Source organism: Alicyclobacillus contaminans DSM 17975 (assembly GCF_000429525.1).
Classification (GTDB): domain Bacteria; phylum Bacillota; class Bacilli; order Alicyclobacillales; family Alicyclobacillaceae; genus Alicyclobacillus_A; species Alicyclobacillus_A contaminans.
Genome location: NZ_AUCA01000020.1, coordinates 19,798 through 46,753, shown reverse-complemented (window position 1 = coordinate 46,753; position 26,956 = coordinate 19,798). Strand labels below are relative to the sequence as shown.

Below are 26,956 nucleotides of genomic sequence, written 5' to 3'. Positions count from 1 at the left end.
ATACGGCGATTTGCATCTCGTGATCAGGGAGGAGAACTGTCCGTGAATGGAATGACGGTTGCGTTCTTGGCACTCATCCTGTGGTCGGTCTGGCGCGGCGCCGTGCGCCGCTTTGCTCCGGAAGCGGGGTATCTGACGGCGCAGCTCGTCCATCTGGCGGCTGCGGTGTTGGCACTGGCCATCGCTTGGCAGGGCAGCGAATGGTTGGCGCGCTGGGTGCTGCACGTCCCAGCGGCGCAGGTGCCGCAGTGGATGGCGCCGTGGCTGTCCACCTGGCGCCAGTCGCCGGGTATGGTTCAATTGACCCTGCTGATTCTGTTGTATCTCATTCTTTCCACCATCCTGAAGGCCTGGATACGCCCGCTCCCGGCGTGGATGATGCGAGTCATCCCGCGGAGACTGGGGAACAGTCGCCTGTTCGGCGCGCTGCTCGGGACGGCGGCCGGGGCGCTGTCCGCGTTGACTGTGGGGGCCGTGGTGTTTGTTTTGCTGCAGTTATTCTCGATTCCATCGCTGCAGCGGTTGGCCAGTGGTTCCGCGCCTTACCAGACGATGAGCGACGCGCTGTTTCAACCGTGGCTGAGACCCTTGGTGGGCAGGGCGCTGCCGGTGTTGTCCGAGAATGCGCTGGCGCCTCTGGCCAAGAACATCTCGCTGTTCGCCGTGCCTACGGGCCCCGGATCGGAGACGGGGATGCTGGTCGTACCCAATGAAATTGCCCAATTGTCGAAGCGGATCACGGCCGGACAGACCACGGACCGAGCCAAAGCGTACGCGCTCTACGAATGGGAAATCCACCATGTACAGTACGACTGGAAGAAGTACAACGACTATGTCAACCTTCATCAATGGGATGCCCAATCTCCGCTCGATACGCTCCACACCGGCAAAGGAGTGTGTGCGGACTACGCGCTGCTGTATGCGGACCTGGCGCATGCCAGCGGTTTGACCGTGGAGATTGATGAAGGCATCGGCGGCACCGCGGTGGAAGCAGGACCGCACGCGTGGAACCGAGTTTGGGACCGCCAGCATGCGCAGTGGTTGAACATTGATACCACCTGGGGCGCTGAGCAGGATGCCTGGTTCAATCCACCCGGGTTTGCGGCAACGCACATCGTGCAGCAACGAATTCGGATTGAGGGGACGGAAAATGCATGAGGGCCCGCACGGTGCGGGCTCTCGCCTGTATTTGGAGCCTGTCGGTCGTGGCGGGATTCCTGCTGCGAACCGAGGGGCCCTTGCGGCTGTCCACACCCGTGGCGGTGTGGACGATGCTCGGTGCTGGATGGGTGGCGGCCGGGGCAGGCGTCTTCTATCGCAGCACGCGGTTGGTCACCCTGGGGTTGGTGCTGTTAGGGTTGCTGTTCGGCAGCTGGCGCGGCGGCGCGGTACATACACTCGAAGACGCACTCGGACATCGCGTGACCGGAATCGGCACCATTGTCCGCGTGTACCCAGGTGGGCGTATCACGACTTGCGAGGTCGAAGTGACAGCGCAGACGGAGGACAGGCCAATCATTCGCGGGCAGGGCCGTGTCTGGATCCGGGTGTCCAGTCGTGAGCACCTCGCCGTGGGGGATGCCGTCCAGGTTGCCGGGACGCTCACGCTGTGGTCCTCCACCAACAATGCGTCTGCGACAAGCCGCATGGAAGTGTTGGGCCGCGCCACCCCCGTGGCGGCTCAGCCCCTGGACTGGAGCCAACGACTGCAACAGTTTGAACGCGGCGTCTGGCAAGTGCAAGGGCCGTTGACAACAGACGACGTCCGATTGTTGCAAAGCCTTGTGTTCGGGGACGACAACGCCCTCGCCGCGCAATGGCAGCAGGCATTTCTGTCGGCGGGCCTGTTGCACGTGCTCGCCGCCAGCGGGGCCAACCTGCTGATTCTGGAACGCTGCCTGCTGTGGTGTGTGGCGCCTTGGTGGCGACGCCTGCGGTGGTCGGAAGGCGCTTTTGCCATCGTGCAGATGGGTTTCGCCTGGCTGTATGCGGCAGCCTGTCTGTTTCAAGTGTCCATGATACGCGCAGCGATGATGACCACCCATCGTTGGACCGCGCGTGCACTCGGGCGGAACACCGCGCCGTGGGCCGGATTGTTCTGGTCAGCGGTGGCCCTCGCTTCGATTCAGCCAAGGACCCTGTGCACAGTCGGAGCGGCGCTGTCTTGGTTGGCGACTGCGGCGGTGGAGAGAGCGATGCAAACGTCGCACCGACCGCGTCACGACACCCGTTTTTGGAGAACGCTTGGCACGCACGTGTGGCAGTTGGCATTGACGACGCTGCGCGTGGAATTGTGGCTGCAGCCATTGGTGGTGGGGGTTTTTCAGCAATATACTCCGTACGCCGTCCTTGCCAACGTGTGCGCCGATCCGCTGCTGGCCGTCCTTCTGCCCGCCGCGGCGCTGTATTGGGTGATGTGCAGTGCGGTTCGACTGGGCTGGGTGTGCGTCGGTTGGCTGTGTCCTCTGGGGTGGGGCGTCCATCAGACGCTCGTCGCCTTTACCGGCATTGTGCGCGGCATTGCCGGATTGCCTTGGTCCAGGATGAACATGCATGCCACCATCTGGTTTTGGGGCGCATGGCTGTGTCTCTTTCTCGCGTGCGAACGACGGTGGATGATGCGGGCATGGCATTGGTGGCATCATTTCTCCCGAAGACCTGCCAAGCGTTCTGTCAGGTTGTGATATAATATTCGACGGTATTCGTCTATCGGCCGTCGAGGCCAAGGGCTGGTGAGTTCTGTCAGAATGTACATACGGGGATTCGTGCATGGTAGAAGTATGTACACCCAACCATGACACAGCTTCACCAAGGAATTCACGGAAGAGGGAGAAGCCATGAGCAAAATTCTCATTCTTGGGGCTGGCTATGCGGGAATGACCACGGCTGTGGGGCTGGAGAAGATTTCTGAGCCGTTCACGCTGGTGAACAAACACCCGTATCATTACATGGCCACATTGCTTCACGAAGCCGCGGGCGGACGCGGGGATGCGATGAATTACACCGTGCCCATCCGCGATGTGCTGCGGAAGCCGACGTCGACCATTGTCGAAGACGAGATCACGGGCATCGACAGGGAGAAGAAGCAGGTTCAGGGCAAGAACGGATCGTATGACTACGACTACCTGGTCATCACGCTGGGCTGGATTTCGGAGTACTTCGGAATTCCGGGGATGGCGGAGAACAGCCTTTCCATCATGGACGTGAATTCTGCACTCAACATCCGCAATCACATTGAGGAAGAATTTAAGAAGTATAAGGAAGACGGGGACAAGCGGCATCTGACCATCGTGATTGGCGGCGCGGGCTTGACCGGCATCGAATTGGTCGGGGAATTGGTCGACTGGCTGCCGGAACTGTGCTTGAAATACGGCATCGATCGCAACGATGTGGATCTGCAGAATATCGAGGCGATGCCCACCATCCTGCCGATGGTGTCCGAAGCGTTGCGGGACGTGGCCGCAAAGACGTTGACCGAGCGCGGCGCGCGTCTGCGGACCAACACCAAGCTCGTCAAGGTGGATCCGGGCGTCGTCCATCTCGAAGGCGGAGAAGCGGTCGAAGCGGGGACCATCGTGTGGACAGGCGGTGTTCGCGCCAACCCGTTGTTGGAGAAGGCCGGCTTCACGGTGGATCGCCGTGGTCGCGCCAAGGTGAACGAATTCCTCCAATCCGTGGACGATCCGCACGTCTTCATTGGCGGCGACTGCGCGTGGTTCGAAGTGGATGGACGGCCCATCCCGCCGACCGCACAGGCCGCGATGCAGATGGGGCCGGTCCTCGCGGACAATGTGTCCGCAGCCATCTACGGGCAGCCGATGAAGCCGTTCCACTTCCACAACATGGGGACGCTGGCTTCTCTCGGCCGCGAGGTTGGCGTTGGTCAAGTGGGCGGTCTGCCCGTCCGTGGCGTGCTGGCTGCAATGTTCAAAGAGGGTTCGAAGGTGAAGTACCTCTGGCAGCTCGGCGGTGCACGGTTGACTGCAGACAAGACCACGGACATTGTGCACATCTGACGGCGACGGCAGTGAACGGATAATCTGCAAGTCACTCCTCTTGACACCAGTCGAAACGGTATACTGGTGGCAGGAGGAGTTTTTTGATGCAGGATTGGGACGAAGCGATGGCGGTGCTTGGCCAAGGAGGAGCCGACGCACCGGTTCACGTATTGGTCGGCACGGACGATGTGCTCATGCGCTGGTACACGGACGCTCTGTTGACCAGGCTGTCCGCGGCGAACGGAATGCCCGTGGACGTGAGCAAGTATCGATTTGAGGAGCAGGGATGTTCCGCGGCGGTACAGGCATGTCAAACGGTGTCGTTGTTCTCCGCCGCGGGGGTGGTGATCCTGGACCATTGCACGGCATTCCTGGCATCCCAGCGAGGCAAAGTGGACGTCTCGGACTTGGAGCAATACCTGCAGGACCCCGTGCCGGGAAAGACCCTGGTCATCACAGTCCGCGGAGATAAAGTGGATGAGCGCAAGAAGTTGTCCAAACTGGCCCGCAAACACATTGTGGTGGATTGCAATCCGCCGAAGGATGCTTCCGCGTTGAAGCGACTGCAGTCGTACTGCGCCTCGAATGGCATTGGGATTGCAAAGGGCGCTTTGGCGGAAGTGTGGCGACGGACGCAGAGTCTGACCCAGGCGGTGCCGGAACTGCACAAGTTGGCGGCGTACACCGACGGTGCCGAGATCCGCATGGAGGATGTCGGTGCATTGGTGACCCCGCCGGTGGAGGACAATGTATTTGGGTGGATTGACAGTGTGGTCAAAGGCGATGCGGCGAGGGCGTTCGGCGTTCTGGCGGACGTTCAGAGGGCCGGCTACGACTCGTTTGCTCTGTACGCGTTGATTGCGAGGCAACTGCGCTTGATGTGGTACGCGAAAGTGTTGCAGGGCCGCGGTTACAGCCAGCAGCAGATTGCGGCCAAGGCCGGCGCCCATCCTTACGCGGTCAAGGTGGCGACGGAACAGGCGAAGGGCGTTTCCACAGGACGGCTGGAACGGCTGCTCACCATTCTCGCGGATGCGGAATTTGCCGTAAAATCCGGGCGGCGTACACCCGAACACACCCTGGATATGGTGGTCATGGCGTGCACGGCTGAGACGGTTTCCGAACGCGCGGTTCGGGCACGTTAATGGCGGGGGGGGGGGGATGCGCATGGGGCGTCGCAGACGAACGCCATTGGTACCCGGAGCCGAAAGTGCACTGGATGACTTGAAACAGCGCGTGGCGACAGAGGTTGTCCAAGTTGAACCGCGAACGCTGCCGCGCGCTGCGCGACCGGATGGGAACTCGGCGCTGCAAACGCCTTCCCGCGAGCGCGCCGCATCATCCCCGGCGGCACAGGTTGCCAAGGCGGCGGGCATCCCGTTCCATGCTGGTGATAACGGAAACCTGCGTGCGCGGGATGCCGGTAAAATCGGCGGTGTGCTCGGCGGGTCCATGATTCAGCGCCTGATTGCGCTGGCGGAGCAGGAATTGGCGAATCCGTCAGCGCCTGCGCAGGATGAATCACCTCGCCGGATTCGATGACCCGGTTTTGGGAACACAAAAAACGACCCGCAACGGGTCGTTTTTTGTCACGCGGATTGCAAAACGCCGGTGTTCTGAAATGCTCACTGGTTGGCTGCAATCTTGTTGAACCGCTTGGTCAGGCGGGACTTCTTGCGGCTGGCCGCATTCCGGTGAATGATGCCCTTCGTCGCCGCTTTATCCAACGCACGGGTCGCGATGCTGAGCGCGACGCGCGCCTGTTCCAGATCGTTCTGCGCCAATGTGGTTTCAAATTTCTTGAGCGTGGTTCGCAGTGCCGACTTCAGCGACGCGTTGCGCAACGTGCGCTTGGCGCTCACACGAACCCGCTTCTCTGCGGACTTAATGTTTGGCACAGTCTCACCTCCTCGAACATCCCCAGCAATTACAGACAAAAGAGAGTGTATCACAGGTGGGCTCAGGACTGCAATACGTTTCAGGTATAGTGTTCGCGCTTCCGCGCAGGCTATTTCCAGAATCCATGGACACTGCGAGTGTTCGAAACAGTTTGGAGGATACGCAATGCGAAATCACTGGCAGGCACGATATCCAAACCGGCCGACGGACGACGGGTGGGCGGGCACAGGGTACAGTCCGCGCACCGACCTGGCACTGGAGGCGCATGCGCTGGCCAAGCGCAGGCAGCCGTCCGTCCCAGGGGTGACGGAGGAACATGAGGAACTGGAGGACATCACCATTTCGCGCGTGAAGGTGACGAGCGAAGCGGGTGAGCAGGCGATTGGCAAGAAGCGAGGGAGCTACATCACGTTGGACATTCCGGGCCTCAGGCACAAGAACCCGGCGCTGCAGGACCGGGTGGTGGATCAACTGGAGGTGGAGTTTGGCCGGTTGTTCCGGCTGCGCAAACACGCCAAGATTCTGATTGTTGGCCTCGGCAATGCCAATGTCACGCCGGACGCTCTGGGGCCGAAGGTCGTGGAGCGGTTGTTCGTCACGAGGCACCTGTTCGGGTTCATGCCCCAGCTCAAGCAGCAGGGGTACCGGACCGTGGCGGCGATTGCGCCCGGTGTGCTCGGCGTGACCGGTATTGAGACCAGCGAAGTGGTCAAAGGCGTGGTCGAACACGTGAAACCGGACGTGGTGATTGCCATCGACGCGCTCGCGTCGCTCTCACTGTCCCGTGTGAATTCCACCATTCAGATTGCGGACACAGGCATTTCACCGGGTTCCGGCATTGGCAACAAGCGCCAGGCACTGGACGAGGAGACGCTGGGCTGCCAGGTGTACGCCATCGGCGTTCCGACCGTGGTGGATGCAGCCACCATTGCCAATGACGCCATGGAACTGGTGTTGGATACGCTTCGCCGCTCTGTGCCGAACAACACGGCCACACCGTTGTTCGACCAGTTCAACGGCCGTGAAAAATGGCAGATGATTCGAGAAGTGCTGGAGCCAATGGGAAACAACTTGATGGTCACGCCCAAAGAGGTGGACGACTTCGTGGACGATGTGGCGGATGTGATTGCCCGGGGCCTGAACCTCGCGCTGCATCCCGCCATGGCGGAGGCCGATCCGCCCGTGGCCCACTGACCACACACCGGTCGCGGGCCACGTACGGTCGATTGGCACTGCGGCGAGGTGGACGGCCTCAATCCCATCGGAGCTTGGTCCGGCGAAGGCGCAGCAGAAAGGCCAAGGCAGAACCAGCCCAGCTCAGCGCGATGCCCACGCCGACGAAGACAATGGGCAACAACGGCTCGCTGTAGCGGCCAAACGCAAAGTAGATGCTGTACAGCACGGTGTAGTACGCCAAAGTGGCGAGGATAAAGCCCAGTTCCCAACGTCTGGATATCCCGACGATAAGCCCTCCGAGCAGGCCCGCCAGCCCGCCAATCAGCAGTCGCGGTTGCCAGGTCTGCAGAAGGGATTTTGGGATTTTCCAAATGGTGATCCAATAGAATGTGTCCTGCCAGAGGCGGATGGGTTTTTGCCAGAGATAGCTCACCAGCAGCGACGTGGGATTCGTCCTCCACCATTCGGACAGCCGTTCCTTTGCAACCGCTTCTTCGTAGATGGGAAGCGTGTGAGAGTTCCAGTCCGGGTGCTCGACCTTCAACTGGTGAATGACCTCATCGTACGTCGGACGTTGCGGGAACCCGTGCCCCTGGTATGTTCCGAGCAGGAGCGGATCGCCCGAGCCTTCCGTTAAAGGAATGAACCGGTGAAAGTCCAAACCGTTGCGAATCCACCAGGGAGAGAGGACGACCACGACAATCATTCCGAACAGCGCCGCGCGGGTCGCCAGCATTCGCAGCGGCACCCGTTTCACTCCATGATAGAGGAGAATCACGATGGGAAACAGGGCCACGGTGGGGCGAAACATCAACGCCACCAGGTAGCTTGCCACCATGCCCCAAAACGCCGACCAGCTGCGGGTTCGCGCATGGCGAACCGAAAAGAAAAGCAAAAATAGAAAGCTGGCTTCAAACGGAGGTTCCGTCAACAGCAGCGTGTCGGTCAACACCAGAGACGGATAGATGGCGGACAGTCCAGCGCCGACAAGGCCAGCCCACGGCCCCCAGATCTCTCGGCCCAGCAGATACGCTGCGCATACGCCTGCCGAGCCCACCAGAATCATGACACTCTTGGCTGCGTAGAGCCCAACGGCGTGCCATCCGAAGCACGCGAACACGGCGGCCAACAACAGAGAGATGCCGGGCATCATGTGCACAGTGGGCAGATTTGGCTCATGGTATGTGAGCATGCCCGTCTCAAGCAGGCGAATGGCACTGTCCGTGTAGCCTGTGTCGTCGCTGTGCAGGGACAGTCCCAAGCCGTAGTGCCAGAGCGTGAGTGCCCGCACAGCGCATGCGACGAGGACAATTGCGACGGCGAGCAGATGGGTTCCAGACAGATGAAAGCCCCATCCGTGGAAGGAGGGGCTGGATTTTCGAGATGGTTTCATTCGGTCCCTCCTTGCGGCCGCATCAGACGTCGGCCAGTGCGTTGGCACGGCTGAGGACCTGCTGCACGTAGTTTTGTGTTTCCGGATAGGGCGGAACCCCTCCATACGCCTGTACGGCACCGGGACCCGCGTTGTACGCAGCCAGCGCCGAGCGCATATCGCCGTGGAACTGCGACAGCAACTGAGCCAAATAGCGCGTTCCGCCGTCGATATTCTGCGCCGGATCCCAGGGATTCACCCCAAGGGCAGCGGCGGTGTCCGGCATCAATTGCATCAATCCGATGGCCCCTGCGGGGCTTGTCGCGGTTGGGTTCATGCCAGACTCCTGCTCAATCACGCTGCGGATGATGGAAGTGGGGATTCCGTAGCGGTCCGAGGCCGTCTGGATGGCCGATTCAATGGCCGAAGAAGTCGCCGCGTCGGAGGAATCCTTCGCCGCTGCCGGGAAACCGGATGCCTCCGCTGCCGACGTCTGCATGCTCGTGGCCGATGACAGCGCGGCGAGGGATTGCAAAATCTCGAGTGTGGACAGATTCGCAAGCCCACCCGTTTCCCCACTATCCGCCGACCCGAGCAGGTTATTGTCCATATCAGAAAGCGAATCGGTCGCGCCCGGGACGGGGAGCGAACTCTCTACCTCCAAAAGCCATTGTGCGATGGCCGACTGCAACCATGTATCAAATGAGGCCTCGGCGGTCGCGTCAGAACTCTGACCGCTGGCTGTCAATGGCACCTGGGTTGGTGTGGACGCACTCGGAATGCCGCCGAGAACGCCGGATACGAGTGGCATCTCTGCCATGGCAGACATCCACCTTTCTTCATTCTATCTTGATCTACCACACCATTCTCGCTGCACGAGGCAAATTCCTGCCAACGGGCGGAAAATTCCGCGTTCAAGTCTAGCAAAGATGTGCGACGCTATGAACCGGGGTGATAAGTTCGGACGTTTGCACATATACATCTCTCGAAACCAGAGCACGATAATCGGGAGATGGTGGGAATGACTGCGATGTCCGAGTGGGCTCGACGAGCGAAAACCGGGGCGGCCGCGGCGCTGTTTATCGCCTTGATGATTGGCGGCTGTTCGGCGGCATTTTCCATGTTCGCGGAGGCCATGCGCGCGCTCTCCGGATGGACGGGCTCCGTGCCCGTGAGCGTGCAGCACTCAGATGCGTCGACGACGGGTCGGACCACGTCCGTGTTGATGGGAAGCGAGGGTACGGGCGGGCTGGCCGGCGGGGCAGCGGCGTCGGGAGGGGACCAAGGGGGCGGGGGCGGACTGGGAGGAGCATCCGTCGCAACGGCCGCTTCGGCCATCGATGTGCTGAACGAGCGGATGGACAGAATGTACAGTCCGGTTCAGCACGCGTTGGATGAAGGAGGCGTATTGCTGGGAGACCAGGTGCAGCAGTCGTTTGGACAAGTGCTGGCCGGGGTTCTGCAGACCCTGTTCGTAGAACAGTTGCCTGGGACGGCGGAGGGGAGTGGCCAGCCGTGAACAGCCGGGCTGCGGTGTTGTCGCGGGAGGGCGCGCTCAGACAGGCGGTGGTCGCGGAGGTGCTGTCGCTGGCCTGGATTATGGTGGAAGTCGCTGTCGGGGGTGCGGCCGCATGGATTGCAGGGAGTTTGGCACTTTCCGTGTTCAGTTTGGACAGCGGGGTGGAGTGGGTCTCGGGCGCTGTGCTGCTGGTTCGCCTAGTGACGGAAGTGGTGCGAGGCCGCGACCAGGTCGCGGCGGCCGTTGAACGTGTGGCGGCCGCCGTCTGCGGTTTCGCGCTGCTGCTGCTGGCCGCGTACATCTCATGGGAGTCCGGCCGTCAATTGGCCAGTGGTGCAGAAGTAGTGATGAGTCCGGCGGGCAGCGCTGTGGCGGCCGCGTCGAGTCTGCTCACCCCCTGGCTGGCACGGTGGAAGCGCCGGCTCGGTACGGCGCTCCACAGCCATGCGCTGTTGGCCGATGCGGCCTGCAGCATGACCTGCGCATACATGTCGTGGATTCTGTTTGTGAGCTTGGCTGCACAGTGGCTGTTCGGCTGGTGGTGGATGGATGCGGTGGCCGCGCTCGGCATTGTGTACTTCGTGTTGCGCGAAGGCTTGGAATCGGTGACAGTTGCGTACACGGGCGAGGCTCACGTGCACTAGGTCTCCGCCATGCTTGTCTTTCCCAGTCGGTGTCGGTACACTAGCGGATGGATTCATGCTTGATGTGCACGATGGGAGAGACCGACGGATGATACAACGTCTCATGCCACGATGGGTCGCGCGGCGGCCAGATTTCTGGTGGTTGTTGGCGGTGGTGGTGGTGGCCTGTGCAGCCCAGATGTGGGTGTATCGGCGCAGCCCCTACGTCCCTTTGACCGGTGACATGGTGTATTACAATCATGCGGCCAATCTACTCTTGCAAAAACACGTGCTAACTTACTGGTCGACCGCGCCAGCTGCGCAGGTGATGCCCGGATATCCGCTGTTCGTGGCACTGTGCAAATGGTTCGCGGGACACGTGTATCCGAGGTACGGCGAGTATGGCCTTCCGGGCCTGCGCTTTACCGTTCTCGTCCAGTGTGTCATATCCGTATGCACCAGTCTCGTTTTGTATCGGGTGGCGCGTCGACTCTGCAGGCCGCTCTTCGCGGGCATCGCGACATTGGTCTGGACGCTCTATTTGCCGCAGGTGGTGGCATCCACCATGGTGCTGACCGAGACGTTGTACATCCTGTTGTTCTGGTGCTTTGTGCTGGCGGTATGGCGCGCGGTGGAACGGCCCACGATGTGGCGGTGGGCCGTCAGCGGTTTGCTGCTGGGATTGAGCGTCTTGGTGCGGCCAACGCCGTTGCCGGTGATGGCCGGATTGGCGCTGTACATGGTCCTGCAGGTACGCGTGGGACGGTGGCGTTGGATGGACGCCATCCGGCATTTTGGCGCAGCGCTCGGTGCGCTTGTGCTGTGTCTGGTTCCATGGTGGATCCGCAACTTGGTCACGTTGCACCGCCTGATTTTGACCAGTGACGACGCCGGCAATCCGCTTCTGTTCGGCAGCGTGCCCAGTTGGGCGCATTACCCCACGCCGACCTCCGGATTCACGGCCCAACAGCAGGAAGCCCAGGCCATCCGCAATATTGAGCAGGGTTTCCACGACCATCCGCTCGGCTATTTGAAGTGGTACACCATCGACAAGCTCTGGCTGATGTTCAGTTCCCCCTGGTACGGAGAGTCGGGGGCGTTGCTGTGGTGGGTGCACCTGCACGGGCTGTGGGTGTGCCTCGGCGTGATAGGGCTGGCGTGGGCTGCCGTGCGCCGGGTTGGAGCACGTTGGTTCGCGGTGCTGCTCGTCGTATTGGTCGGTCTGCAATTACCTTTCATTCCGCTCCCGCGCTATGTGTTGCCGGTCATGCCGGGGATTTTTGTGGGGGTGGGGCTGCTCTTGCAGCAATTGTCGCAGGTGTTGGCGTACAAACGGGCTCTCTTGGACTGATATGGGACCGTCCGAGGGATGGTGGATGGCGGTTTGCACGGCAAACCGCTTATGCTATGCTTGTGAACGAAATGTCGAATGCTGGAGGCGCGCGTTGCGTGAGAATTGCAGTATTGATTCCTTGTTACAATGAAGCAATGACCATTCAGAAGGTCGTTTCTGATTTTCGGGCGCAGTTGCCCGACGCGACCATTTATGTGTATGACAACAACTCGCGGGACAATACCGCGGAACTGGCACGTCAGGCGGGCGCCGTGGTGAGATTTGAGCGGCGGCAGGGCAAGGGCAATGTGGTGCGCTCCATGTTTCGGGATATCGATGCCGATTATTACGTGATGATTGACGGAGACGACACCTACCCCGCCGAATTCGTGCATGACCTCCTCGCCCCCGTGATGGCCGGAGAGGCCGACATGGCGATTGGGGACCGGCACTCCAACGGATCTTATGAAAAGGAGAACAAACGCCCGTTTCACAACATGGGCAACCATTTGGTGAAGGGACTCATCAACCGCCTGTTCAAGTCTGACTTGCGGGATATTATGACGGGTTACAGAGTGTTCAATCGCCGCTTCGTCAAAACCATGCCGGTGACCAGCGAAGGGTTTGAGATTGAGACGGAGATGACGCTCCATGCGCTCGATAAGAAATTGACCATTGTGGAAGTTCCCATTGACTACCGCGACCGGCCAGAAGGCAGCTATTCGAAGCTGAACACCATCAGCGACGGACTGCGGGTGCTGCGGACCGTGTTCCGCATTTTCAAAGACTATCGGCCGCTGTCGTTCTTCAGCTTCTTTGCGCTGATCTTCCTGCTGCTAGGGCTCGTGGTGGGGCTGCCCGTGATTGGGGAATATCTGGCGACGCACTACATCACCAAGCTGCCGTCGGCCGTGTTGGCGGTCGGATTGGTGATGCTCTCGATGATGTCGCTGACTTGCGGATTCATTCTGGACACCATTGCCAAGCAGCACAAGGAAACCTTTCAGGTGCTGTTGAACCGGGTGGAAAACGTATGAATTGGGTCAGTGGATTGTTGCTGTTGGTGAACGTCTGTCTGTTGGTGACGGGACAGACGCTGTGGAAAATAGGCATCGGTCGACACGGGGCCGTGCACGGCGTGGCAGATCTGCTCATGGCCATGTTCTCGCCATGGATCATCGGCGGCATTCTGCTGTACGTGGTGGCGACCGTGATCTCGGTGTACCTGTTGTCGAAGCTGCCGCTCAGTCTGGTGTATCCATTGCAGGCTTTGACGTACGTGGTGGCGGTCATCGTGGCCATTGCGGTGTTCCGCGAACACGTGTCGTTGATGCGCTGGATGGGCGTGCTGATTATCTTGGTTGGCGTGGGATTCGTGGTCAAGTGACCACCGGGCGTTGCATGGAGGAGGATGTTCGTGCACCAACAGACGCGACAGGAGCGGATTCGGAACTTTTCAATCATCGCCCATATTGATCATGGAAAATCGACGCTGGCGGACCGCATTCTCGAATTCACCGGGACGGTGTCGGAGCGGGAGATGCAGGATCAACTGCTCGACAAGATGGATCTGGAGCGGGAGCGCGGTATCACCATCAAACTGCAGGCGGTGCGCCTGTACTATACCGCGAAGGACGGCGTCGAGTACGAATTGAATCTAATTGATACGCCGGGGCACGTGGACTTCACGTATGAGGTGTCGCGGAGTCTGGCGGCGTGCGAAGGCGCTTTGCTGGTTGTGGACGCGGCACAGGGGATTGAGGCGCAGACGCTGGCGAATGTGTATCTGGCGCTTGACAATGACCTCGAGATCCTCCCGGTCATCAACAAGATTGACTTGCCGAGTGCCGAACCGGAACGGGTCAAGCAGGAAATTGAAGACATCATTGGCTTGGATGCGAGCGACGCCGTTCTCGCTTCGGCCAAAGCCGGCATCGGCATTGAGGAAATCCTCGAACAGATTGTGCAGAAGGTGCCGCCGCCGCAGGGCGATGCAGCGGCGCCGCTGCAGGCGCTCGTGTTCGATTCTCACTACGATCCGTACCGCGGGGTCATCGTCTACATTCGGGTGGTCAATGGCGAAATTCGCCCCGGCATGAAGATCCGCATGATGGCGACGAAAGCGGAGTTCGAAGTGGTGGAGGTGGGCGTATTCACGCCGGACATGCGTCCGGTGGAGCAGCTGTCCGCCGGCGAGGTGGGCTATTTTGCGGCCAGCATCAAGAATGTGCGGGACACGCGCGTGGGCGATACGGTGACCAGTGCCGAGCGGCCCGCTTCGGAACCGTTGCCCGGGTATCGGAAGATCAATCCGATGGTGTTCTGCGGGTTGTACCCGGTCGATAGCAGCGACTATCAGGATCTGCGGGAGGCGCTGGAAAAGCTCGAACTCAACGATGCGGCGCTGACGTTTGAACCGGAGACGTCGAGCGCGCTCGGATTCGGCTTCCGCTGCGGCTTCCTCGGCTTGCTGCACATGGAAATTGTGCAGGAGCGGCTGGAGCGGGAGTACAACCTGACGCTCATCACCACGGCCCCGAGCGTGGTGTATCACGTGTACCTCACCAACGGCGAGCGACTGGAGATTGACAATCCGAGCGAGATGCCGTCCGCCGACCGGATTGAGCGTGTGGAAGAACCGTACGTGAAAGCCTCCATCATCGTTCCGTCCGACTTCGTCGGCGCCGTGATGGAGTTGTGCCAAGAGAAGCGCGGCCTGTTCAAAAACATGCAGTACCTCGATGAGACGCGCGTGACGGTGACATACGAGGTGCCGCTGTCCGAGATTGTGTACGACTTCTTCGATCGCCTGAAGTCGTCCACGCGCGGCTATGCCTCGTTCGACTATGAGCTCATCGGGTACCAGCCATCGAATTTGGTGAAGATGGACATTCTCCTCAACGGTGAGGTGGTGGACGCGTTGTCGTTCATCGTGCACCGAGACAAAGCGTACCAACGCGGGCGCGTGCTGTGTGAAAAGCTGAAAGAACTCATTCCAAGGCAGATGTTTGAGGTCCCCATTCAAGCCGCCATTGGAAATCGGGTAATTGCGCGGGAGACGATTCGAGCGATGCGCAAAAATGTTCTGGCCAAGTGCTACGGCGGCGACATCACGCGCAAACGCAAGTTGTTGGAGAAGCAAAAGGAAGGCAAGAAGCGGATGAAACAGGTCGGGAGTGTGGAAGTTCCCCAGGAAGCATTCATGGCCGTCCTGAAGATGGAGTGAGCATGATGCAGCGACCGGAATTGGACAACGCGAGAGATGTCCTGCATAGCGTATCGCCAACGTCGTTGTATGTGCATATTCCATTTTGTAAAAGTCGGTGTTTCTATTGCGACTTCACCACGTACGTCGCACCGGCGCAGGTGATCAACGCCTATGTGGATCATCTGCTGCAGGAGTTCGCGTTGCTGGCTCCGATGGCCGCCAATCCTTTGAAGACCATCTTCTTCGGCGGCGGTACCCCGACCGTCCTGTCTTCGGCGCAGTGGCGTCGGCTGATGACCGGACTGCGCCAGGCGTTTCCCGTATCTCCGGACGCCGAAATCACGGTCGAGGCGAATCCGGGCAGTGTGCAGGCGGAGAAATTGGCCGTTCTGCGGGAAGCGGGCGTGAATCGCATCAGCTTCGGTGCGCAATCGTTCAACGACCGCTTGCTGCTCGCCATCGGCCGACTGCACGACGCCGATACAGTGCGGGAGAGTGTGCGCCTGGCGAAGCAGGCAGGGTTTGAGCGGATCAACGTGGATTTGATGTTCGGACTGCCGGAGCAAACGCTCGCGGATGTGCAGGAAGCGGTGGACGCGTTGGCTGCGCTCGACATTTGTCACGTGTCCGCTTATTGGCTGAAGGTGGAAACCGGGACGCCGTTCGCCGATTGGCAGGCGAAGGGCGCTCTACCGCTGCCCGGCGAGGACGCGGAAGCGGAGATGTATGATGCCATCCAGTCCGCGCTGTCGGAGCGGGGATTGAAGCGGTACGAGGTGAGCAACTTCGCGGTCCACGGACACGAAGCGGCCCACAACCTGGTGTACTGGCACAACGAACCGTACCTGGCCGTCGGTGTGGGGGCGCACGGCTACGTGGGTGGCGAGCGCTACGAAAACACGCACTCGCTGACGGAGTACGCCCGCCACGTGAGCGCAGGTGTGCGCCCGGTCACGGCGCGGCACTCCGTGTCGGTGGCGGAATCCATGGAGAATACCATGATGCTCGGCCTGCGCTTGGCGGAAGGCGTGGACAGACGCCGGTTTGCGCAACGCCACGGCGTTGACCTGAACGATGTGTTTGGCGCGGAGGTTGCGGACTTGGCGGCCAAGCAACTGGTGGAATGGCGCGGCGAACGACTGGTGTTAACGGATCGGGCGTGGCCTGTGGCGAACCTGGTGTTTGAAGCATTTATCGGGGCGCTTGCAGATTGACTTTTTGCCGCGATGTTGCTATGTTCTTGGTGTATCTTAGCACTCGAAGTGTTGGAGTGCTAACAAGCGGTCGCGCGTGAAACAGGGTGTGTTATGAACCCGCTGAATTTTGGAGAATCCGGCGATGTGCAGGACATTGGGTGCGTTGCACGACGGGAGGGTTGCCACATGTTGACGCAAAGGCAGAAAATGATCCTCGCCGCGATTGTCGAGGACTACGTCAGATACGCGGAACCAGTCGGCTCACGTACGCTCTCCAAGCATCGTGGCTTCCAAATCAGTCCTGCGACCATCCGCAACGAAATGGCCGATTTGGAGGACTTGGGCTATCTGGATCAACCGCATACATCGGCAGGACGCATCCCGTCGCAAAAAGGATATCGGTTCTACGTAGATCACCTGGCCACCGACAGTGAGGTCGATCCGGAGACCATCGTGGCCCTGCGCGCGCTGTTCCAGGAACAGATGAGCGAAGTGGAACGCGTGATTCAGCAGACAACGACGGTGATTTCGCAGTTAACACAGTATACGACGCTGGTGCTCGGTCCGAAGATTCACCAGGAAAAGATCAAACACATTCAACTGATTCCACTTTCCCACGGGACGGCGGTGGCGATTTTGGTCACGGACGCCGGTCACGTGGAGAATCGGCAGGTGCATCTGTCCGAGGATATTTCGTCGGACGCCGTGGCGCGCATGGTCAACCTGCTGAACAGCAAACTGCAAGGTACGCCGTTGGCAAATCTGCGCTCGCACCTGTATCGCGAGGTGGCAACCGAGATGGCGAACACGTTGGAATACTTCGAGGACGCCATTGCGGTGCTGGATGAGCTGGCCACCGTCACGGATCGCAATCCGGGGAAGGTGTATGTCGGCGGTGCAGCGAACATGCTGACTCAGCCGGAGTTTCGCGATGTGGACAAGGTTCGGCCGCTGCTGGAATGGCTGGAACAGGCGGACTGGTACACTGCGGAGCACGCCCTTCCAGTGGCTGGGAGCAAACTGCAAGTCCGCATTGGCCAGGAGAATGAGGTGGAGCCGCTGCGGGATTGCTCGGTGGTTTCGGCAACCTATTCCATCGGTGGCGTGCCAGTGGGCAACATCGGCGTCATTGGACCGACCCGCATGAACTACCGCAGGGTGATGCACATCCTGGACTACGTGGCGAGTGCGTTGTCCAACGTGATTACGGAACGGCTGTCCGGCGGCAGCTGGTGAAATGGCCGTGGACGCAGTGACAGAGGAGGCAACCAATTGTGACCGCAGACCATGACGTGAACGAAACCAAGCAGGCGGAGGAGCAGTCCGTGGACGCGCAGGCGGAAGAGACACCCGCTGCGGACGCGTCGGGGGAGACCTCGGCCAAATCCACGCTGGAGGCGTCGGCGGCTGACACGGAAGCCGCCGAAGGTGGAGATGGCGATGCGCCCGAAGCGGCGGTGTCGGCCTTGGAGCGGGAGCTCGAGGAAGTGAAGGGGCAGCTGCTGCGGGTGCACGCAGATTTTGACAATTTCCGGCGGCGCACGCGGCAGGAAAAGGAAGACCTGCAGCGGTTCGCCACCAAGGCAGTGGTCTCCGACGTGCTGGGGGTTGTGGATAACCTCGAACGTGCGCTCGCATCCGTGCCTGAAGACGAGGCGGTGGCCGAATTGCGCAAGGGCATCGAAATGGTGTACCGCCAACTGGTTAGTGTGCTGGAAAAGCACGGTGTACAGGCGATGAACACGGTCGGGGCGTCGTTTGACCCCACCTTGCACGAAGCCGTCATGCAGGCGCCCGCGGAGGAAGGACAAACACCGGGCACGGTGGTTGAGGAATTGCAGAAAGGCTACATGTTGAACGGAAAGGTGCTGCGTCCGGCGATGGTGAAGGTGACCGTGTGAACGCTGGAGTCGCCGAGACGGGCGAAGCATGCAGATCCGAAGAACGTGGAGGGAGATACATATGGGAAAAGTAATTGGGATTGACTTGGGTACAACGAACTCCTGCGTCGCCGTGATGGAGGGCGGAGAAGCCGTTGTCATCCCGAACGCCGAAGGCGGTCGGACCACGCCGTCCGTGGTGGCATTCAGCAAGGACGGTGAGCGGCTGATTGGGGACGTGGCCAAGCGCCAGGCCATCACCAATCCGGACAGGACCATCATTTCCATCAAGCGACACATGGGCACGGATCACAAGGTTCACGTGGACGGACAGGCGTACACGCCGCAGGAGATTTCCGCAATGATCCTGCGCAAGCTGAAGGCGGACGCGGAGGCGTTCCTCGGTGAACCGGTGACGCAGGCGGTCATTACCGTACCCGCGTATTTCAGCGACAGCCAGCGGCAGGCCACGAAGGACGCTGGGAAAATCGCCGGCCTGGAAGTGCTGCGGATTGTCAACGAACCGACGGCGGCGGCCTTGGCGTACGGCTTGGACAAAGAGGGCGAACAGACCATTCTCGTCTACGACCTGGGTGGCGGGACCTTCGACGTCTCGATTCTCGAACTCGGCGATGGCGTGTTCGAAGTCAAGGCGACCAGCGGGAACAACCACCTGGGTGGTGACGATTTCGACCAGAAAATCATTGATTACTTGGTGGAGACGTTCCGGCGCGACACCGGCATTGATCTGCGCAATGACAAAATGGCTGTGCAGCGCTTGAAAGATGCGGCAGAAAAGGCGAAGAAGGAACTGTCTTCGACGCTGACGACCACCATTTCGCTGCCGTTCATCTCGGCGGACGCAACCGGGCCGAAGCATCTCGAAGTGAACCTGACTCGGGCGAAGTTTGAAGAAATGACCGCCGATTTGGTCGAAGCGACCTTGGGGCCGACGCGCCAGGCGCTGCAGGATGCGGGATTGACCGTGAACGACATTGACCGGGTCATTCTCGTCGGCGGTTCCACGCGAATTCCCGCCGTTCAGGAAGCCATCAAACGGCTGATAGGCAAAGAGCCCTCCAAAGGTGTCAACCCGGACGAAGTGGTGGCCATTGGGGCGGCGATTCAGGCCGGCGTGCTGACGGGCGAGGTCAAGGACGTCGTGTTGCTGGACGTCACGCCGCTGTCGCTCGGGATTGAGACACTGGGCGGGGTGTTCACGCGTTTGATTGAACGAAACACCACCATTCCGACGTCGAAGAGCCAGATCTTCTCGACGGCGGCAGACAACCAGACGTCCGTGGAGATTCACGTGCTCCAGGGTGAACGCGAGATGGCGCGCGACAACAAGACGTTGGGTCGCTTTACCCTGAGCGACATCCCGCCGGCACCGCGCGGCGTTCCGCAAATTGAGGTCACATTTGACATCGATGCCAACGGGATTGTCAATGTGTCCGCCAAGGATCTCGGCACCGGCAAGAGCCAGCGCATCACCATCACCGCCTCCAGCGGTCTGTCCAAGGAAGAGATTGACCGCATGATGAAGGAAGCGGAGTTGCACGCGGAAGAAGACCGGAAGCGCCGCGAAGAGATTGAAGTGCGCAACCAGGCGGATCAGCTGCTGTACCAGACCGAGAAGACCTTGAAGGACCTCGGCGACAAGGTGGACGCGGACCTCAAGAAGGAAGCGGAAGACAAGCAGAAGGCGCTGCGCGACGCACTGGCCGGTACGGATATGGAAGCCGTCAAGACTGCTTCGCAGGCGCTGACGGAAGTGGTGCACAAGTTGACCACCAAACTGTATGAGCAGGCGCAAGCCGGTCAAGCCGGACAAACCGGCGCTGCGGATGCCGGTAAGGCGGACGAAAACGTGGTGGACGCGGACTACAAAGTGGTGGATGACGACAAGAAATAATGGGCCTGGTCGGGGCAGCCACATGTGGCAGACGCCCCACTTCAGCCGGCGCGTGGGCGCCAGCCAAGCGAATCACGCGGCGCGATGCTGTGACCGCAACTGAGTACGCGTGGCAGGGAGCAGTCCCTGCCACGCCTGCGCATGTACGGGGAAGTGAAGGTCTGTGCTACAATCGGTTGGACGGGTAGGAGGGGGTCACATCCTGTGAGCAAGCGCGACTACTATGAGGTTCTTGGTGTCAGTCGCTCGGCGAGCCCGGATGAGATAAAGAAGGCTTACCGGAAGTTGGCGCGGAAATATCACCCGGACGTCAATAAGAACGACCCCGACGCGGCCGAAAAATTCAAGGAAGTCACAGAGGCCTACGAAGTGCTGTCGGATAGCAGCAAGCGGGCGAACTACGACCAGTTTGGTCATGCCGATCCGTCTCAGGGCATGGGCGGCATGGGCGGCGGCGCCGGGTTCGAAGGATTCGGGGACTTTGGCGGTTTTGGCGACATCTTCGATATGTTTTTCGGCGGACGGGGACAGCGCGGACCGCAGCGGGGCCATGACCTCGAATATGAATTGGAAATTTCGTTCCGCGACGCGGCGTTTGGCGTGGAGCAGCAGATCCAGATTCCGCGGACGGAAACCTGTTCCACCTGTGAAGGTTCCGGAGCCAAACCTGGAACCAAAGTGGAAAAGTGTCCGGTCTGTCACGGTACCGGCGAACAGCAGACGGTGGTGAACACGCCGTTTGGCCGCATGGTCAATCGAAAAGTGTGTTCCGCGTGTCGCGGCCGGGGCGTGCAGATAGGGACACCCTGCCCGGATTGCCACGGTCAGGGGCGACGCCGCGTGCGGCGGACGGTGAGTGTGCGCGTGCCTGCGGGTGTGGATACGGGGACGCGTTTGCGGATTCCCGGCGCCGGAGAGGCCAGTCCAAACGGCGGTCAGCCGGGCGACCTGCACATTGTCATCCACGTTCGGCCCGACGACACGTTCACGCGTGACGGAACAAACGTCTATGTAGACTATCCGCTCACCTTTGTGCAGGCGGCACTGGGTGATGAGGTGGAAGTGCCCACCCTCGACGGTCCTGTGAAACTGCGGATCCCAGAAGGAACGCAGACGGGGACATCGTTCCGGCTCAAGGGCAAAGGCATTGTGCGGCTGGGAACCAATCAGCGAGGGGATCAGCACGTGCGGGTCCACGTCATCACACCCACGCACCTGACGGATCGACAGAAGGAACTGTTTCGGGAACTCGGCAAGGAATTGGGCGAGGCGCCACAGGAACAGGCGAAAACATTTATTGAACGGATGAAGAGTGCCATCTTGGGTGACGACTGATGGGTGGCGACTGGCCACAAGAACGAAGCGAAAGCGGCCCGCGTGGGCCGCTTTCGAAATATGAGGAGGATGTGTATGCAGTGGTGGCAGGTCCGGTGGACGGTTCCGTGGCAGTCGGCCGAAGCGCTGGCCGGCGTGTTGCAGGAATGGCCGGAAATCCAGGGCGTTGCGATGGAAGGAGGGCCGCGGGAAGCAGTCAAGAATCCGGAATTCGGCGAATGGATGGACGAGCAGTTGAGCGACTCCGAAACCACCGAGATGAGCATCTACGTACCGGAATCCATGCCCGAGACTGAGTTGCGCGAGCGCCTGGGCGCCGCGTTCAATCAGGTGGCGTCCGCAGGACTGGACCTGGGCGCCGCCAGGGAGACGCTGTGCCTCGAATTGCTGGACGAATCGAGTTGGGAGAACGCCTGGAAGGATGGCTTTCAACCGATGCCCATCGGGGAGCGGTTGATGGTGGTGCCCAAATGGTGGGAAGACGAGGTGCAGCTCAACGGGCGAATCCCGGTCATTCTTGAACCTGGCATGGCCTTTGGAACAGGCACGCATGCGACGACGCAGCTGTGTCTAGAAGCGTTGCAGCGGGTGCCGCTCAACGGAGCGTCTGTGATTGACGTGGGCTGCGGCACGGCCGTGCTCGCCATAGCGGCCGCCAAACTGGGCGCTGCCCGCGTGCTCGCCATTGACATCGATCCGGTTGCGACGGCGGCGGCGCGGGGTAACGTCGCAGACAACAACGTCGCCGATGTGGTGCAGGTGGAGACCGGGGATCTGTTGTCGCCGGCGGCCGCCGGGCAGTGTGATCTCCTCATCGCCAACATTCTTCGCGACATTCTGTTGCGCATGATGCCGCAAGCTGCGCAGAAGGTGGCACCCGGAGGTCGCATTGTGTTGTCCGGCATTGTGACGAGCCAGGAGACGCCGATTCGCGAAAGCCTGCGTCAGCACGGGTTCATCGTGGAGGACCGGTTGGTTCGTGAGGATTGGGTGGCGCTGGTGGGGCGGCGGACGCCATGAATCCACGGGTGTTTGTGAGCCATCCGGTGTCCGTCGGCATGACCATGGAGGTATCCGGCGAGGATGGACACCATTTTGCAAGGGTGTTGCGCGTGGAGGTGGGGGAGCCCATGGCGGTGGCCAGCGGCGGCAGGGGCTACCTTGGCACCGTCACCGCCGTCGACGCCAAACAGGGGCGCCTCTCCATCGCAGTGGAAGCCGAACTTCCATCCCACGAACCGGAGGTTCGCGTGTACCTGGTTCAAGCGCTCGCGAAAGGTGATAAAATAGATTTCATTCTGCAGCACAACACAGAGGTTGGAGCGGCAGGCTTTCTGCTCCTGCCGACGAGTCGCTCCATTGTTCGATTGGATGATAAGAAACGAGCATCAAAACTGGAACGGTGGAGCAAGGTGGTGCAGGAGGCGGCGAGCCAATCGCAACGAGATGTCGTCCCGCCGGTTGAGTTTGCGGCCGATGTGGCTGCCGCGTTGGACTGGGTGCGTGAGCGGCATCCTCTTTGTGTACTGTTTCTGGACGAATCGAGCGATGGCACCATCGGATTGGCGACGGCCGTGGACCGTTGCACGGACGCGGCGCAGCGGACGGAGGGTGTCGCGCTCGTGGTGGTGGTGGGTCCGGAGGGCGGCTGGACGGACGAGGAGCGGGATCTGTGGATGCGCGGCTGTGCCGCCATTCGCACCAGCCTCGGTCTCCGTACCCTGCGGACAGAGACGGCGGGACTGGCGGCAACGGCCGCCGTGCTGCACCATTATCGACAGTTGGGAGGATGAGCGGAGATGCCGACGGTGGCGTTTCACACCTTGGGTTGCAAGGTCAACTTTTACGACACCGAAGCCATCTGGCGGATGTTTAAGGCGAGCGGCTATGAGCAGGTGCCGTTTGAAGAAAAAGCGGACGTGTATGTGATCAACACCTGCACGGTTACGAATACAGGCGACAAAAAGTCGCGGCAAATGATTCGGCGGGCAGTCCGGACCAACGCTGATGCCACAGTGGTGGTGACCGGATGTTACGCGCAAATCGCGCCGGAGGAAGTGGCGGCCATCCACGGCGTGGATTTGGTGGTCGGGAACGATCGAAAATCGCAGATTGTCCAGTTGGTGGAACAGGTGCAGCGAGAGCAGCATCCTTATCAGTCCGTGGGCAATATCCTGAAGACCAAAGAATTCGAAGAAATGGACGTGCCGTTTTTCGAAGATCGCGCGCGCGCCAACTTGAAAATTCAGGACGGATGCAACAATTTCTGCACGTTTTGCATCATTCCGTACGCCCGAGGACTGATCCGCAGCCGGAAGCCGGAGAATATTCTGCAACAGGCTCGCAAATTGGCGAAGGCGGGTTACCGTGAAATCGTGCTCACCGGAATTCATACCGGAGGATATGGCGCGGACCTTCAGGGATACCGATTGGCGCATCTGCTTCGCGATCTGGAAGGCATTCCGGAACTGTATCGGGTGCGCATCAGTTCCATCGAAGCGAGCGAGGTCGACGACGAGCTCATCCATGTCCTGGGGCAGTCCACAAAGGTCTGCAAACATCTACACATTCCGTTGCAGGCAGGCCACAACCAGGTGCTTCGCCGCATGAATCGCCATTACACGGTGGAGGACTACGCCGACAAATTGGACAAATTACGTCGTGCGCTGCCGGATGTGGCCATCACCAGCGACGTGATTGTCGGGTTTCCCGGGGAGACGGACGAATACTTCGAGGCCACCGAGGCGTTCATCCGGAGTCAGCGGTTCGCCCAGCTGCACGTATTTCCGTACTCTCCGCGCAAAGGTACTCCGGCGGCCAAGTTCCCGGACCAGGTTCCGGAACCTGTGAAAGAAGCGCGAGTGCATCGGTTGATTGAACTGTCGGAAGCGCTCACCACGGCGTACGCCGCAGCACAGCGAGGGTCTTTGTTCGAAGTGGTGGTGGAGGAACCGTATCACGACGAGGTGCGAAAAACACCACCTGGCCAAGGGCCCGCCAACCAACCGGGATATTGGCTCACCGGCCACGCGGACAACTATCTGAAGTTCGCGTTTCCCGTGCCCTCCGGGATAAAGCCGGAGTCGCTCATCGGTGAGGTCTGCCGTGTGGCGCTGGATGAGCCTGGGGGGAAACTGCAAATTGGACGATTTGAAGATCAGGTCACCACGGCCGAAGTCGATGCGACCGTGGTTGACGAGTGGACTTGTACAACGGAGGTGCATGCGTAGTGCGAATTGAACGTGCGGCGGGAGGCCTGGTGGTTCGCAGGACACCAGCCGGGCCGGAAGTGTTGTTGATTGATGACAGCTATGGGCACGTCACATTTCCGAAGGGCCATCTGGAGCCAGGAGAGACGTGGGAACTGGCGGCAATCCGCGAAATTCGCGAGGAGACTGGAGTGGAGGCGCGGATTCTGGCTCCGCTGGGCCGGGTGGAATACCGTGTGGAACGGGATGGAGAGACCATACGCAAACAGGTGCGCCTGTTCTTGCTCGAGGAAATTGACGAAACAGAGACGCCGTCTCCGCAGTTGGAGGAAGTGCGGGCCGCGTACTTTCTGCCGTGGGATGAGGCCAGAGACAAACACGATGCCAACGGCTATGCGAATTGGCGCTGGGTCTTCGAGAAAGCGGACGTTCTGTGGCGCTGGCACGTGGCGCAGTGGGATAAGAAGTGGCGCCAATTGGCGGCGTCGACCGACGCGGACACGTTGGAACAGACGTGGCGTTCCGTGCAGCCGCTGCTTTCGGAGATGGTGCGCGCCGTTCGCCGCGAACTGACCGTTGTGGCGCCGGACATTGCAGCGGCGCTCTCAGACGTGCTGTCAGAGTCAGGAGAGGAAGTCGTGCTGCCGCGCACCATCGCGAATCCTCTGGCATCGCTGCGGGATGCGATTGAGCACACGTTGCTCAAACCGGAAGCGAGCGCTGTGGATGTGGAATCCGTCTGCCGGGCGGCCCTTGATCATCACCTGCGGGCGGTCTGCATCAATCCGCAGCACGTGGCGCTGGCTGCCGAGAAACTCCGCGGCAGTTCGGTCATCCCATGTACCGTGGCTGGGTTTCCGCTCGGGGCTGCGCAGCCTTCGGCGCTGGCTGCTGAGGTGGCCGCGGTCGCGGAGGATGGCGCAGTGGAAGTGGATATGGTGCTGCCGGTCGGATCGATGCGGGAAGACGATATCTGGACGGTTCACCGCCACATCGCCGCGGCGGCCACCGCCGCGCATGCGCACGGTGCGCGGTTGAAGGTGATATTCGAAACGCACTTTCTCACCATGGCTCAGGTTGTGATGGCATCGCTGCTCTCGGCGGCCGCGGGAGCGGATTTTGTCAAGACGTCGACGGGATTTGCGGCCACCGGTGCGCAGATTGCCGACGTGGCGGCAATGGCCGTGGCCACAGAGGGAAAACTGGGTGTCAAGGCTGCGGGCGGCGTCCGCGCGCAACAAGAAGCCCTGAACTTTCTCCGGTTTGGCGCCACGCGCATCGGCACCAGCTCAGGCCCGAGCCTGGTCCGGCAGTAAGCGTTCCACCAACCTGGCGAACCATCCGGTCACTGGCCATACGAGCAGCGTGCAGACGATGTTGAACAGCGTGTGGGCGTTGGCAATCTGCTGGGCGGGCGACGTGGCCAAATGGGTCATCCATTCTGTGAACGGGGCGATGCACGGCAGGAAGAGTGCGACACCTCCGATGTTGAGAAGAACGTGAGCCAGCGCCACCTGCTGTGCGGGGCGCGTTTGGCCGACGGCGGCCAGGACAGACGTGAGGCATGTGCCCACATTGGCTCCGAGGACGATGGAGATGGCACCGGACATGGGAATCAGGGCCTGCGTCGCCAATGCCATGGTGATCACGGTGGTGGCCGTGCTCGATTGGATGGCGGCGCTCAGCAGACATCCCGCGCCCGCAGCGAGCAGTGGATTCATTCCGGCGGTTTGCAGCAAGTGGTGAAACCAAGCGGATGCGGCCAACGGTTGAAGGGCCGTGGTCAACATTTCGAGGCCGATGACGAGGGCGCTGAAACCGAGCAGCGCGACGCTCGGGAAGTACAACCGTGGGCGACGGCTGGCAATTCCGATGAAACCGAGGCCGAGGCATGGGATCACTGCGAGCCAGAGGTCAAAGGTCAGCATTTGGGGGGTAACAGTGGATCCCACGTTGGCGCCCAGGACAATGCCGAGGGCATCTCGAAATAACAGGCTGCCGCTGGCCACCAGCCCGACCGAGATGGCGGTGACGGCGGCGCTGCTCTGCATTAGGGCAGTCACAATGGTTCCTGTGAGAATGCCGCGGGTCGGCGTCCGCGCGAACCGTTGCAACAGGAGGGGCAATCGACCTTCTCCGAGCCCTTCCAGGCCCTGTCGCATGACTCGCAGGCCTCCAAGAAATGTAAACAGGGACAGTCCTGCCATCAGCAAGTGAATCCACATGGACAACACCTCACCTGTGAGATTGCTATGCGGTGATGGGGAGGTCCATGCCAATCTGTGAAGGCGGC

At 60.6% G+C, this 26,956-nt stretch carries 25 protein-coding genes; 21 read left to right on the top strand and 4 right to left on the bottom strand.

The window, feature by feature from the left end:
* Positions 1 to 51 precede the first annotated feature (51 nt).
* The 5 genes from G463_RS19610 (at position 52) to G463_RS19600 (ending at position 5,540) form a co-directional block, all read left to right on the top strand.
* Complete coding sequence (locus G463_RS19610; protein WP_245575784.1) at positions 52 to 1,158, top strand: transglutaminase domain-containing protein; 1,107 nt, start codon at positions 52 to 54, stop codon at positions 1,156 to 1,158.
* Positions 1,155 to 2,684 carry a ComEC/Rec2 family competence protein gene (locus tag G463_RS0108995; RefSeq protein ID WP_026974904.1) on the top strand — a complete coding sequence of 510 codons (1,530 nt, stop codon included), beginning with the start codon at positions 1,155 to 1,157 and terminating at the stop codon, positions 2,682 to 2,684. The genes G463_RS19610 and G463_RS0108995 overlap by 4 nt, the downstream gene beginning before the upstream one ends.
* A gap of 153 nt (positions 2,685 to 2,837) precedes the next feature.
* Complete coding sequence (locus tag G463_RS19605; protein ID WP_035486465.1) at positions 2,838 to 4,016, top strand: NAD(P)/FAD-dependent oxidoreductase; 1,179 nt, start codon at positions 2,838 to 2,840, stop codon at positions 4,014 to 4,016.
* Between the two features lie 86 nt (positions 4,017 to 4,102).
* Positions 4,103 to 5,143: a DNA polymerase III subunit delta gene (holA, locus tag G463_RS0108985; RefSeq protein ID WP_026974903.1), complete on the top strand. Its 1,041-nt coding sequence runs from the start codon at positions 4,103 to 4,105 to the stop codon at positions 5,141 to 5,143.
* A gap of 22 nt (positions 5,144 to 5,165) precedes the next feature.
* Entirely contained in the window at positions 5,166 to 5,540 is a 375-nt protein-coding gene (locus G463_RS19600; protein WP_051322124.1) for an alpha/beta-type small acid-soluble spore protein, read from the top strand.
* Between the two features lie 83 nt (positions 5,541 to 5,623).
* Here G463_RS19600 and rpsT read toward each other — a convergent pair whose 3' ends face one another.
* Positions 5,624 to 5,896, bottom strand: coding sequence for a 30S ribosomal protein S20 (gene rpsT / locus G463_RS0108975; protein WP_026974902.1), 273 nt, complete (start codon positions 5,894 to 5,896; stop codon positions 5,624 to 5,626).
* Positions 5,897 to 6,062: 166 nt separating this feature from the next.
* On the opposite strand from rpsT, the gene gpr reads away from it, so the two are divergent.
* Positions 6,063 to 7,091 (top strand): GPR endopeptidase, encoded by a 1,029-nt coding sequence (gene gpr, locus G463_RS19595; protein ID WP_084171452.1) that lies wholly within the window; start codon positions 6,063 to 6,065, stop codon positions 7,089 to 7,091.
* A 58-nt stretch (positions 7,092 to 7,149) separates the two neighbouring features.
* Here the strand turns inward: gpr and G463_RS19590 are convergent, their stop codons facing one another.
* The gene (locus G463_RS19590; RefSeq protein WP_051322123.1) at positions 7,150 to 8,466 is read right to left on the bottom strand and encodes an ArnT family glycosyltransferase; all 1,317 of its coding nucleotides are present in this window, start codon (positions 8,464 to 8,466) and stop codon (positions 7,150 to 7,152) included.
* Between the two features lie 22 nt (positions 8,467 to 8,488).
* Positions 8,489 to 9,265 (bottom strand): lytic transglycosylase domain-containing protein, encoded by a 777-nt coding sequence (locus tag G463_RS19585; RefSeq protein ID WP_051322122.1) that lies wholly within the window; start codon positions 9,263 to 9,265, stop codon positions 8,489 to 8,491.
* A gap of 201 nt (positions 9,266 to 9,466) precedes the next feature.
* On the opposite strand from G463_RS19585, the gene G463_RS0108955 reads away from it, so the two are divergent.
* The 15 genes from G463_RS0108955 to deoC all read left to right on the top strand — a co-directional run bounded on the left by G463_RS0108955 (position 9,467) and on the right by deoC (position 25,979).
* Entirely contained in the window at positions 9,467 to 9,964 is a 498-nt protein-coding gene (locus G463_RS0108955) for a hypothetical protein (protein WP_026974900.1), read from the top strand.
* Positions 9,961 to 10,608, top strand: coding sequence for a cation efflux transmembrane domain-containing protein (locus tag G463_RS0108950; RefSeq protein WP_026974899.1), 648 nt, complete (start codon positions 9,961 to 9,963; stop codon positions 10,606 to 10,608). Before G463_RS0108955 ends, G463_RS0108950 begins: the two co-directional genes overlap by 4 nt.
* 88 nt (positions 10,609 to 10,696) lie before the next feature.
* The gene (locus tag G463_RS19580; protein WP_169725456.1) at positions 10,697 to 11,938 is read left to right on the top strand and encodes a glycosyltransferase family 39 protein; all 1,242 of its coding nucleotides are present in this window, start codon (positions 10,697 to 10,699) and stop codon (positions 11,936 to 11,938) included.
* A 98-nt stretch (positions 11,939 to 12,036) separates the two neighbouring features.
* A complete protein-coding gene (locus G463_RS0108940; RefSeq protein WP_026974898.1) occupies positions 12,037 to 12,957 on the top strand; it encodes a glycosyltransferase family 2 protein in 921 nt (306 codons plus the stop codon).
* Positions 12,954 to 13,307, top strand: a complete 354-nt coding sequence (locus G463_RS0108935) for an EamA family transporter (protein ID WP_026974897.1) — start codon at positions 12,954 to 12,956, stop codon at positions 13,305 to 13,307. The genes G463_RS0108940 and G463_RS0108935 overlap by 4 nt, the downstream gene beginning before the upstream one ends.
* 30 nt (positions 13,308 to 13,337) lie before the next feature.
* A complete protein-coding gene (gene lepA, locus G463_RS0108930) occupies positions 13,338 to 15,146 on the top strand; it encodes a translation elongation factor 4 (protein WP_026974896.1) in 1,809 nt (602 codons plus the stop codon).
* Between the two features lie 5 nt (positions 15,147 to 15,151).
* Positions 15,152 to 16,342 carry a radical SAM family heme chaperone HemW gene (gene hemW, locus G463_RS0108925; RefSeq protein ID WP_051322132.1) on the top strand — a complete coding sequence of 397 codons (1,191 nt, stop codon included), beginning with the start codon at positions 15,152 to 15,154 and terminating at the stop codon, positions 16,340 to 16,342.
* A gap of 168 nt (positions 16,343 to 16,510) precedes the next feature.
* Positions 16,511 to 17,560, top strand: coding sequence for a heat-inducible transcriptional repressor HrcA (gene hrcA, locus G463_RS0108920; RefSeq protein ID WP_026974894.1), 1,050 nt, complete (start codon positions 16,511 to 16,513; stop codon positions 17,558 to 17,560).
* Positions 17,561 to 17,598: 38 nt separating this feature from the next.
* Positions 17,599 to 18,225, top strand: a complete 627-nt coding sequence (grpE, locus tag G463_RS0108915; protein WP_051322120.1) for a nucleotide exchange factor GrpE — start codon at positions 17,599 to 17,601, stop codon at positions 18,223 to 18,225.
* A 61-nt stretch (positions 18,226 to 18,286) separates the two neighbouring features.
* Complete coding sequence (gene dnaK / locus G463_RS0108910) at positions 18,287 to 20,119, top strand: molecular chaperone DnaK (RefSeq protein WP_026974892.1); 1,833 nt, start codon at positions 18,287 to 18,289, stop codon at positions 20,117 to 20,119.
* A 204-nt stretch (positions 20,120 to 20,323) separates the two neighbouring features.
* Complete coding sequence (gene dnaJ, locus G463_RS0108905; protein WP_026974891.1) at positions 20,324 to 21,454, top strand: molecular chaperone DnaJ; 1,131 nt, start codon at positions 20,324 to 20,326, stop codon at positions 21,452 to 21,454.
* Between the two features lie 75 nt (positions 21,455 to 21,529).
* Positions 21,530 to 22,474, top strand: coding sequence for a 50S ribosomal protein L11 methyltransferase (gene prmA / locus G463_RS0108900; RefSeq protein ID WP_026974890.1), 945 nt, complete (start codon positions 21,530 to 21,532; stop codon positions 22,472 to 22,474).
* Entirely contained in the window at positions 22,471 to 23,247 is a 777-nt protein-coding gene (locus G463_RS0108895) for an RsmE family RNA methyltransferase (protein ID WP_026974889.1), read from the top strand. The genes prmA and G463_RS0108895 overlap by 4 nt, the downstream gene beginning before the upstream one ends.
* A gap of 6 nt (positions 23,248 to 23,253) precedes the next feature.
* Complete coding sequence (gene mtaB / locus G463_RS0108890) at positions 23,254 to 24,684, top strand: tRNA (N(6)-L-threonylcarbamoyladenosine(37)-C(2))-methylthiotransferase MtaB (RefSeq protein WP_026974888.1); 1,431 nt, start codon at positions 23,254 to 23,256, stop codon at positions 24,682 to 24,684.
* Positions 24,684 to 25,979 carry a deoxyribose-phosphate aldolase gene (deoC, locus tag G463_RS0108885; RefSeq protein ID WP_026974887.1) on the top strand — a complete coding sequence of 432 codons (1,296 nt, stop codon included), beginning with the start codon at positions 24,684 to 24,686 and terminating at the stop codon, positions 25,977 to 25,979. The genes mtaB and deoC overlap by 1 nt, the downstream gene beginning before the upstream one ends.
* Here deoC and G463_RS0108880 read toward each other — a convergent pair.
* On the bottom strand, positions 25,953 to 26,870 hold the full coding sequence (locus G463_RS0108880) for a Na/Pi cotransporter family protein (protein ID WP_281171070.1): 918 nt from the start codon (positions 26,868 to 26,870) through the stop codon (positions 25,953 to 25,955). The genes deoC and G463_RS0108880 overlap by 27 nt on opposite strands.
* Positions 26,871 to 26,956: the final 86 nt, after the last annotated feature.

Coding starts and splice junctions, on each gene's coding strand:
- G463_RS19610 (WP_245575784.1), top strand. CDS start 52: ATGACGGTTGCGTTCTTGGCACTCATCCTGTGGTCGGTCTGGCGCGGC.
- G463_RS0108995 (WP_026974904.1), top strand. CDS start 1,155: ATGAGGGCCCGCACGGTGCGGGCTCTCGCCTGTATTTGGAGCCTGTCG.
- G463_RS19605 (WP_035486465.1), top strand. CDS start 2,838: ATGAGCAAAATTCTCATTCTTGGGGCTGGCTATGCGGGAATGACCACG.
- holA (WP_026974903.1), top strand. CDS start 4,103: ATGCAGGATTGGGACGAAGCGATGGCGGTGCTTGGCCAAGGAGGAGCC.
- G463_RS19600 (WP_051322124.1), top strand. CDS start 5,166: ATGGGGCGTCGCAGACGAACGCCATTGGTACCCGGAGCCGAAAGTGCA.
- gpr (WP_084171452.1), top strand. CDS start 6,063: ATGCGAAATCACTGGCAGGCACGATATCCAAACCGGCCGACGGACGAC.
- G463_RS19590 (WP_051322123.1), bottom strand. CDS start 8,466: ATGAAACCATCTCGAAAATCCAGCCCCTCCTTCCACGGATGGGGCTTT.
- G463_RS19585 (WP_051322122.1), bottom strand. CDS start 9,265: ATGGCAGAGATGCCACTCGTATCCGGCGTTCTCGGCGGCATTCCGAGT.
- G463_RS0108955 (WP_026974900.1), top strand. CDS start 9,467: ATGACTGCGATGTCCGAGTGGGCTCGACGAGCGAAAACCGGGGCGGCC.
- G463_RS19580 (WP_169725456.1), top strand. CDS start 10,697: ATGATACAACGTCTCATGCCACGATGGGTCGCGCGGCGGCCAGATTTC.
- G463_RS0108935 (WP_026974897.1), top strand. CDS start 12,954: ATGAATTGGGTCAGTGGATTGTTGCTGTTGGTGAACGTCTGTCTGTTG.
- hemW (WP_051322132.1), top strand. CDS start 15,152: ATGCAGCGACCGGAATTGGACAACGCGAGAGATGTCCTGCATAGCGTA.
- hrcA (WP_026974894.1), top strand. CDS start 16,511: ATGTTGACGCAAAGGCAGAAAATGATCCTCGCCGCGATTGTCGAGGAC.
- dnaK (WP_026974892.1), top strand. CDS start 18,287: ATGGGAAAAGTAATTGGGATTGACTTGGGTACAACGAACTCCTGCGTC.
- prmA (WP_026974890.1), top strand. CDS start 21,530: ATGCAGTGGTGGCAGGTCCGGTGGACGGTTCCGTGGCAGTCGGCCGAA.
- G463_RS0108895 (WP_026974889.1), top strand. CDS start 22,471: ATGAATCCACGGGTGTTTGTGAGCCATCCGGTGTCCGTCGGCATGACC.
- mtaB (WP_026974888.1), top strand. CDS start 23,254: ATGCCGACGGTGGCGTTTCACACCTTGGGTTGCAAGGTCAACTTTTAC.
- G463_RS0108880 (WP_281171070.1), bottom strand. CDS start 26,870: ATGGCAGGACTGTCCCTGTTTACATTTCTTGGAGGCCTGCGAGTCATG.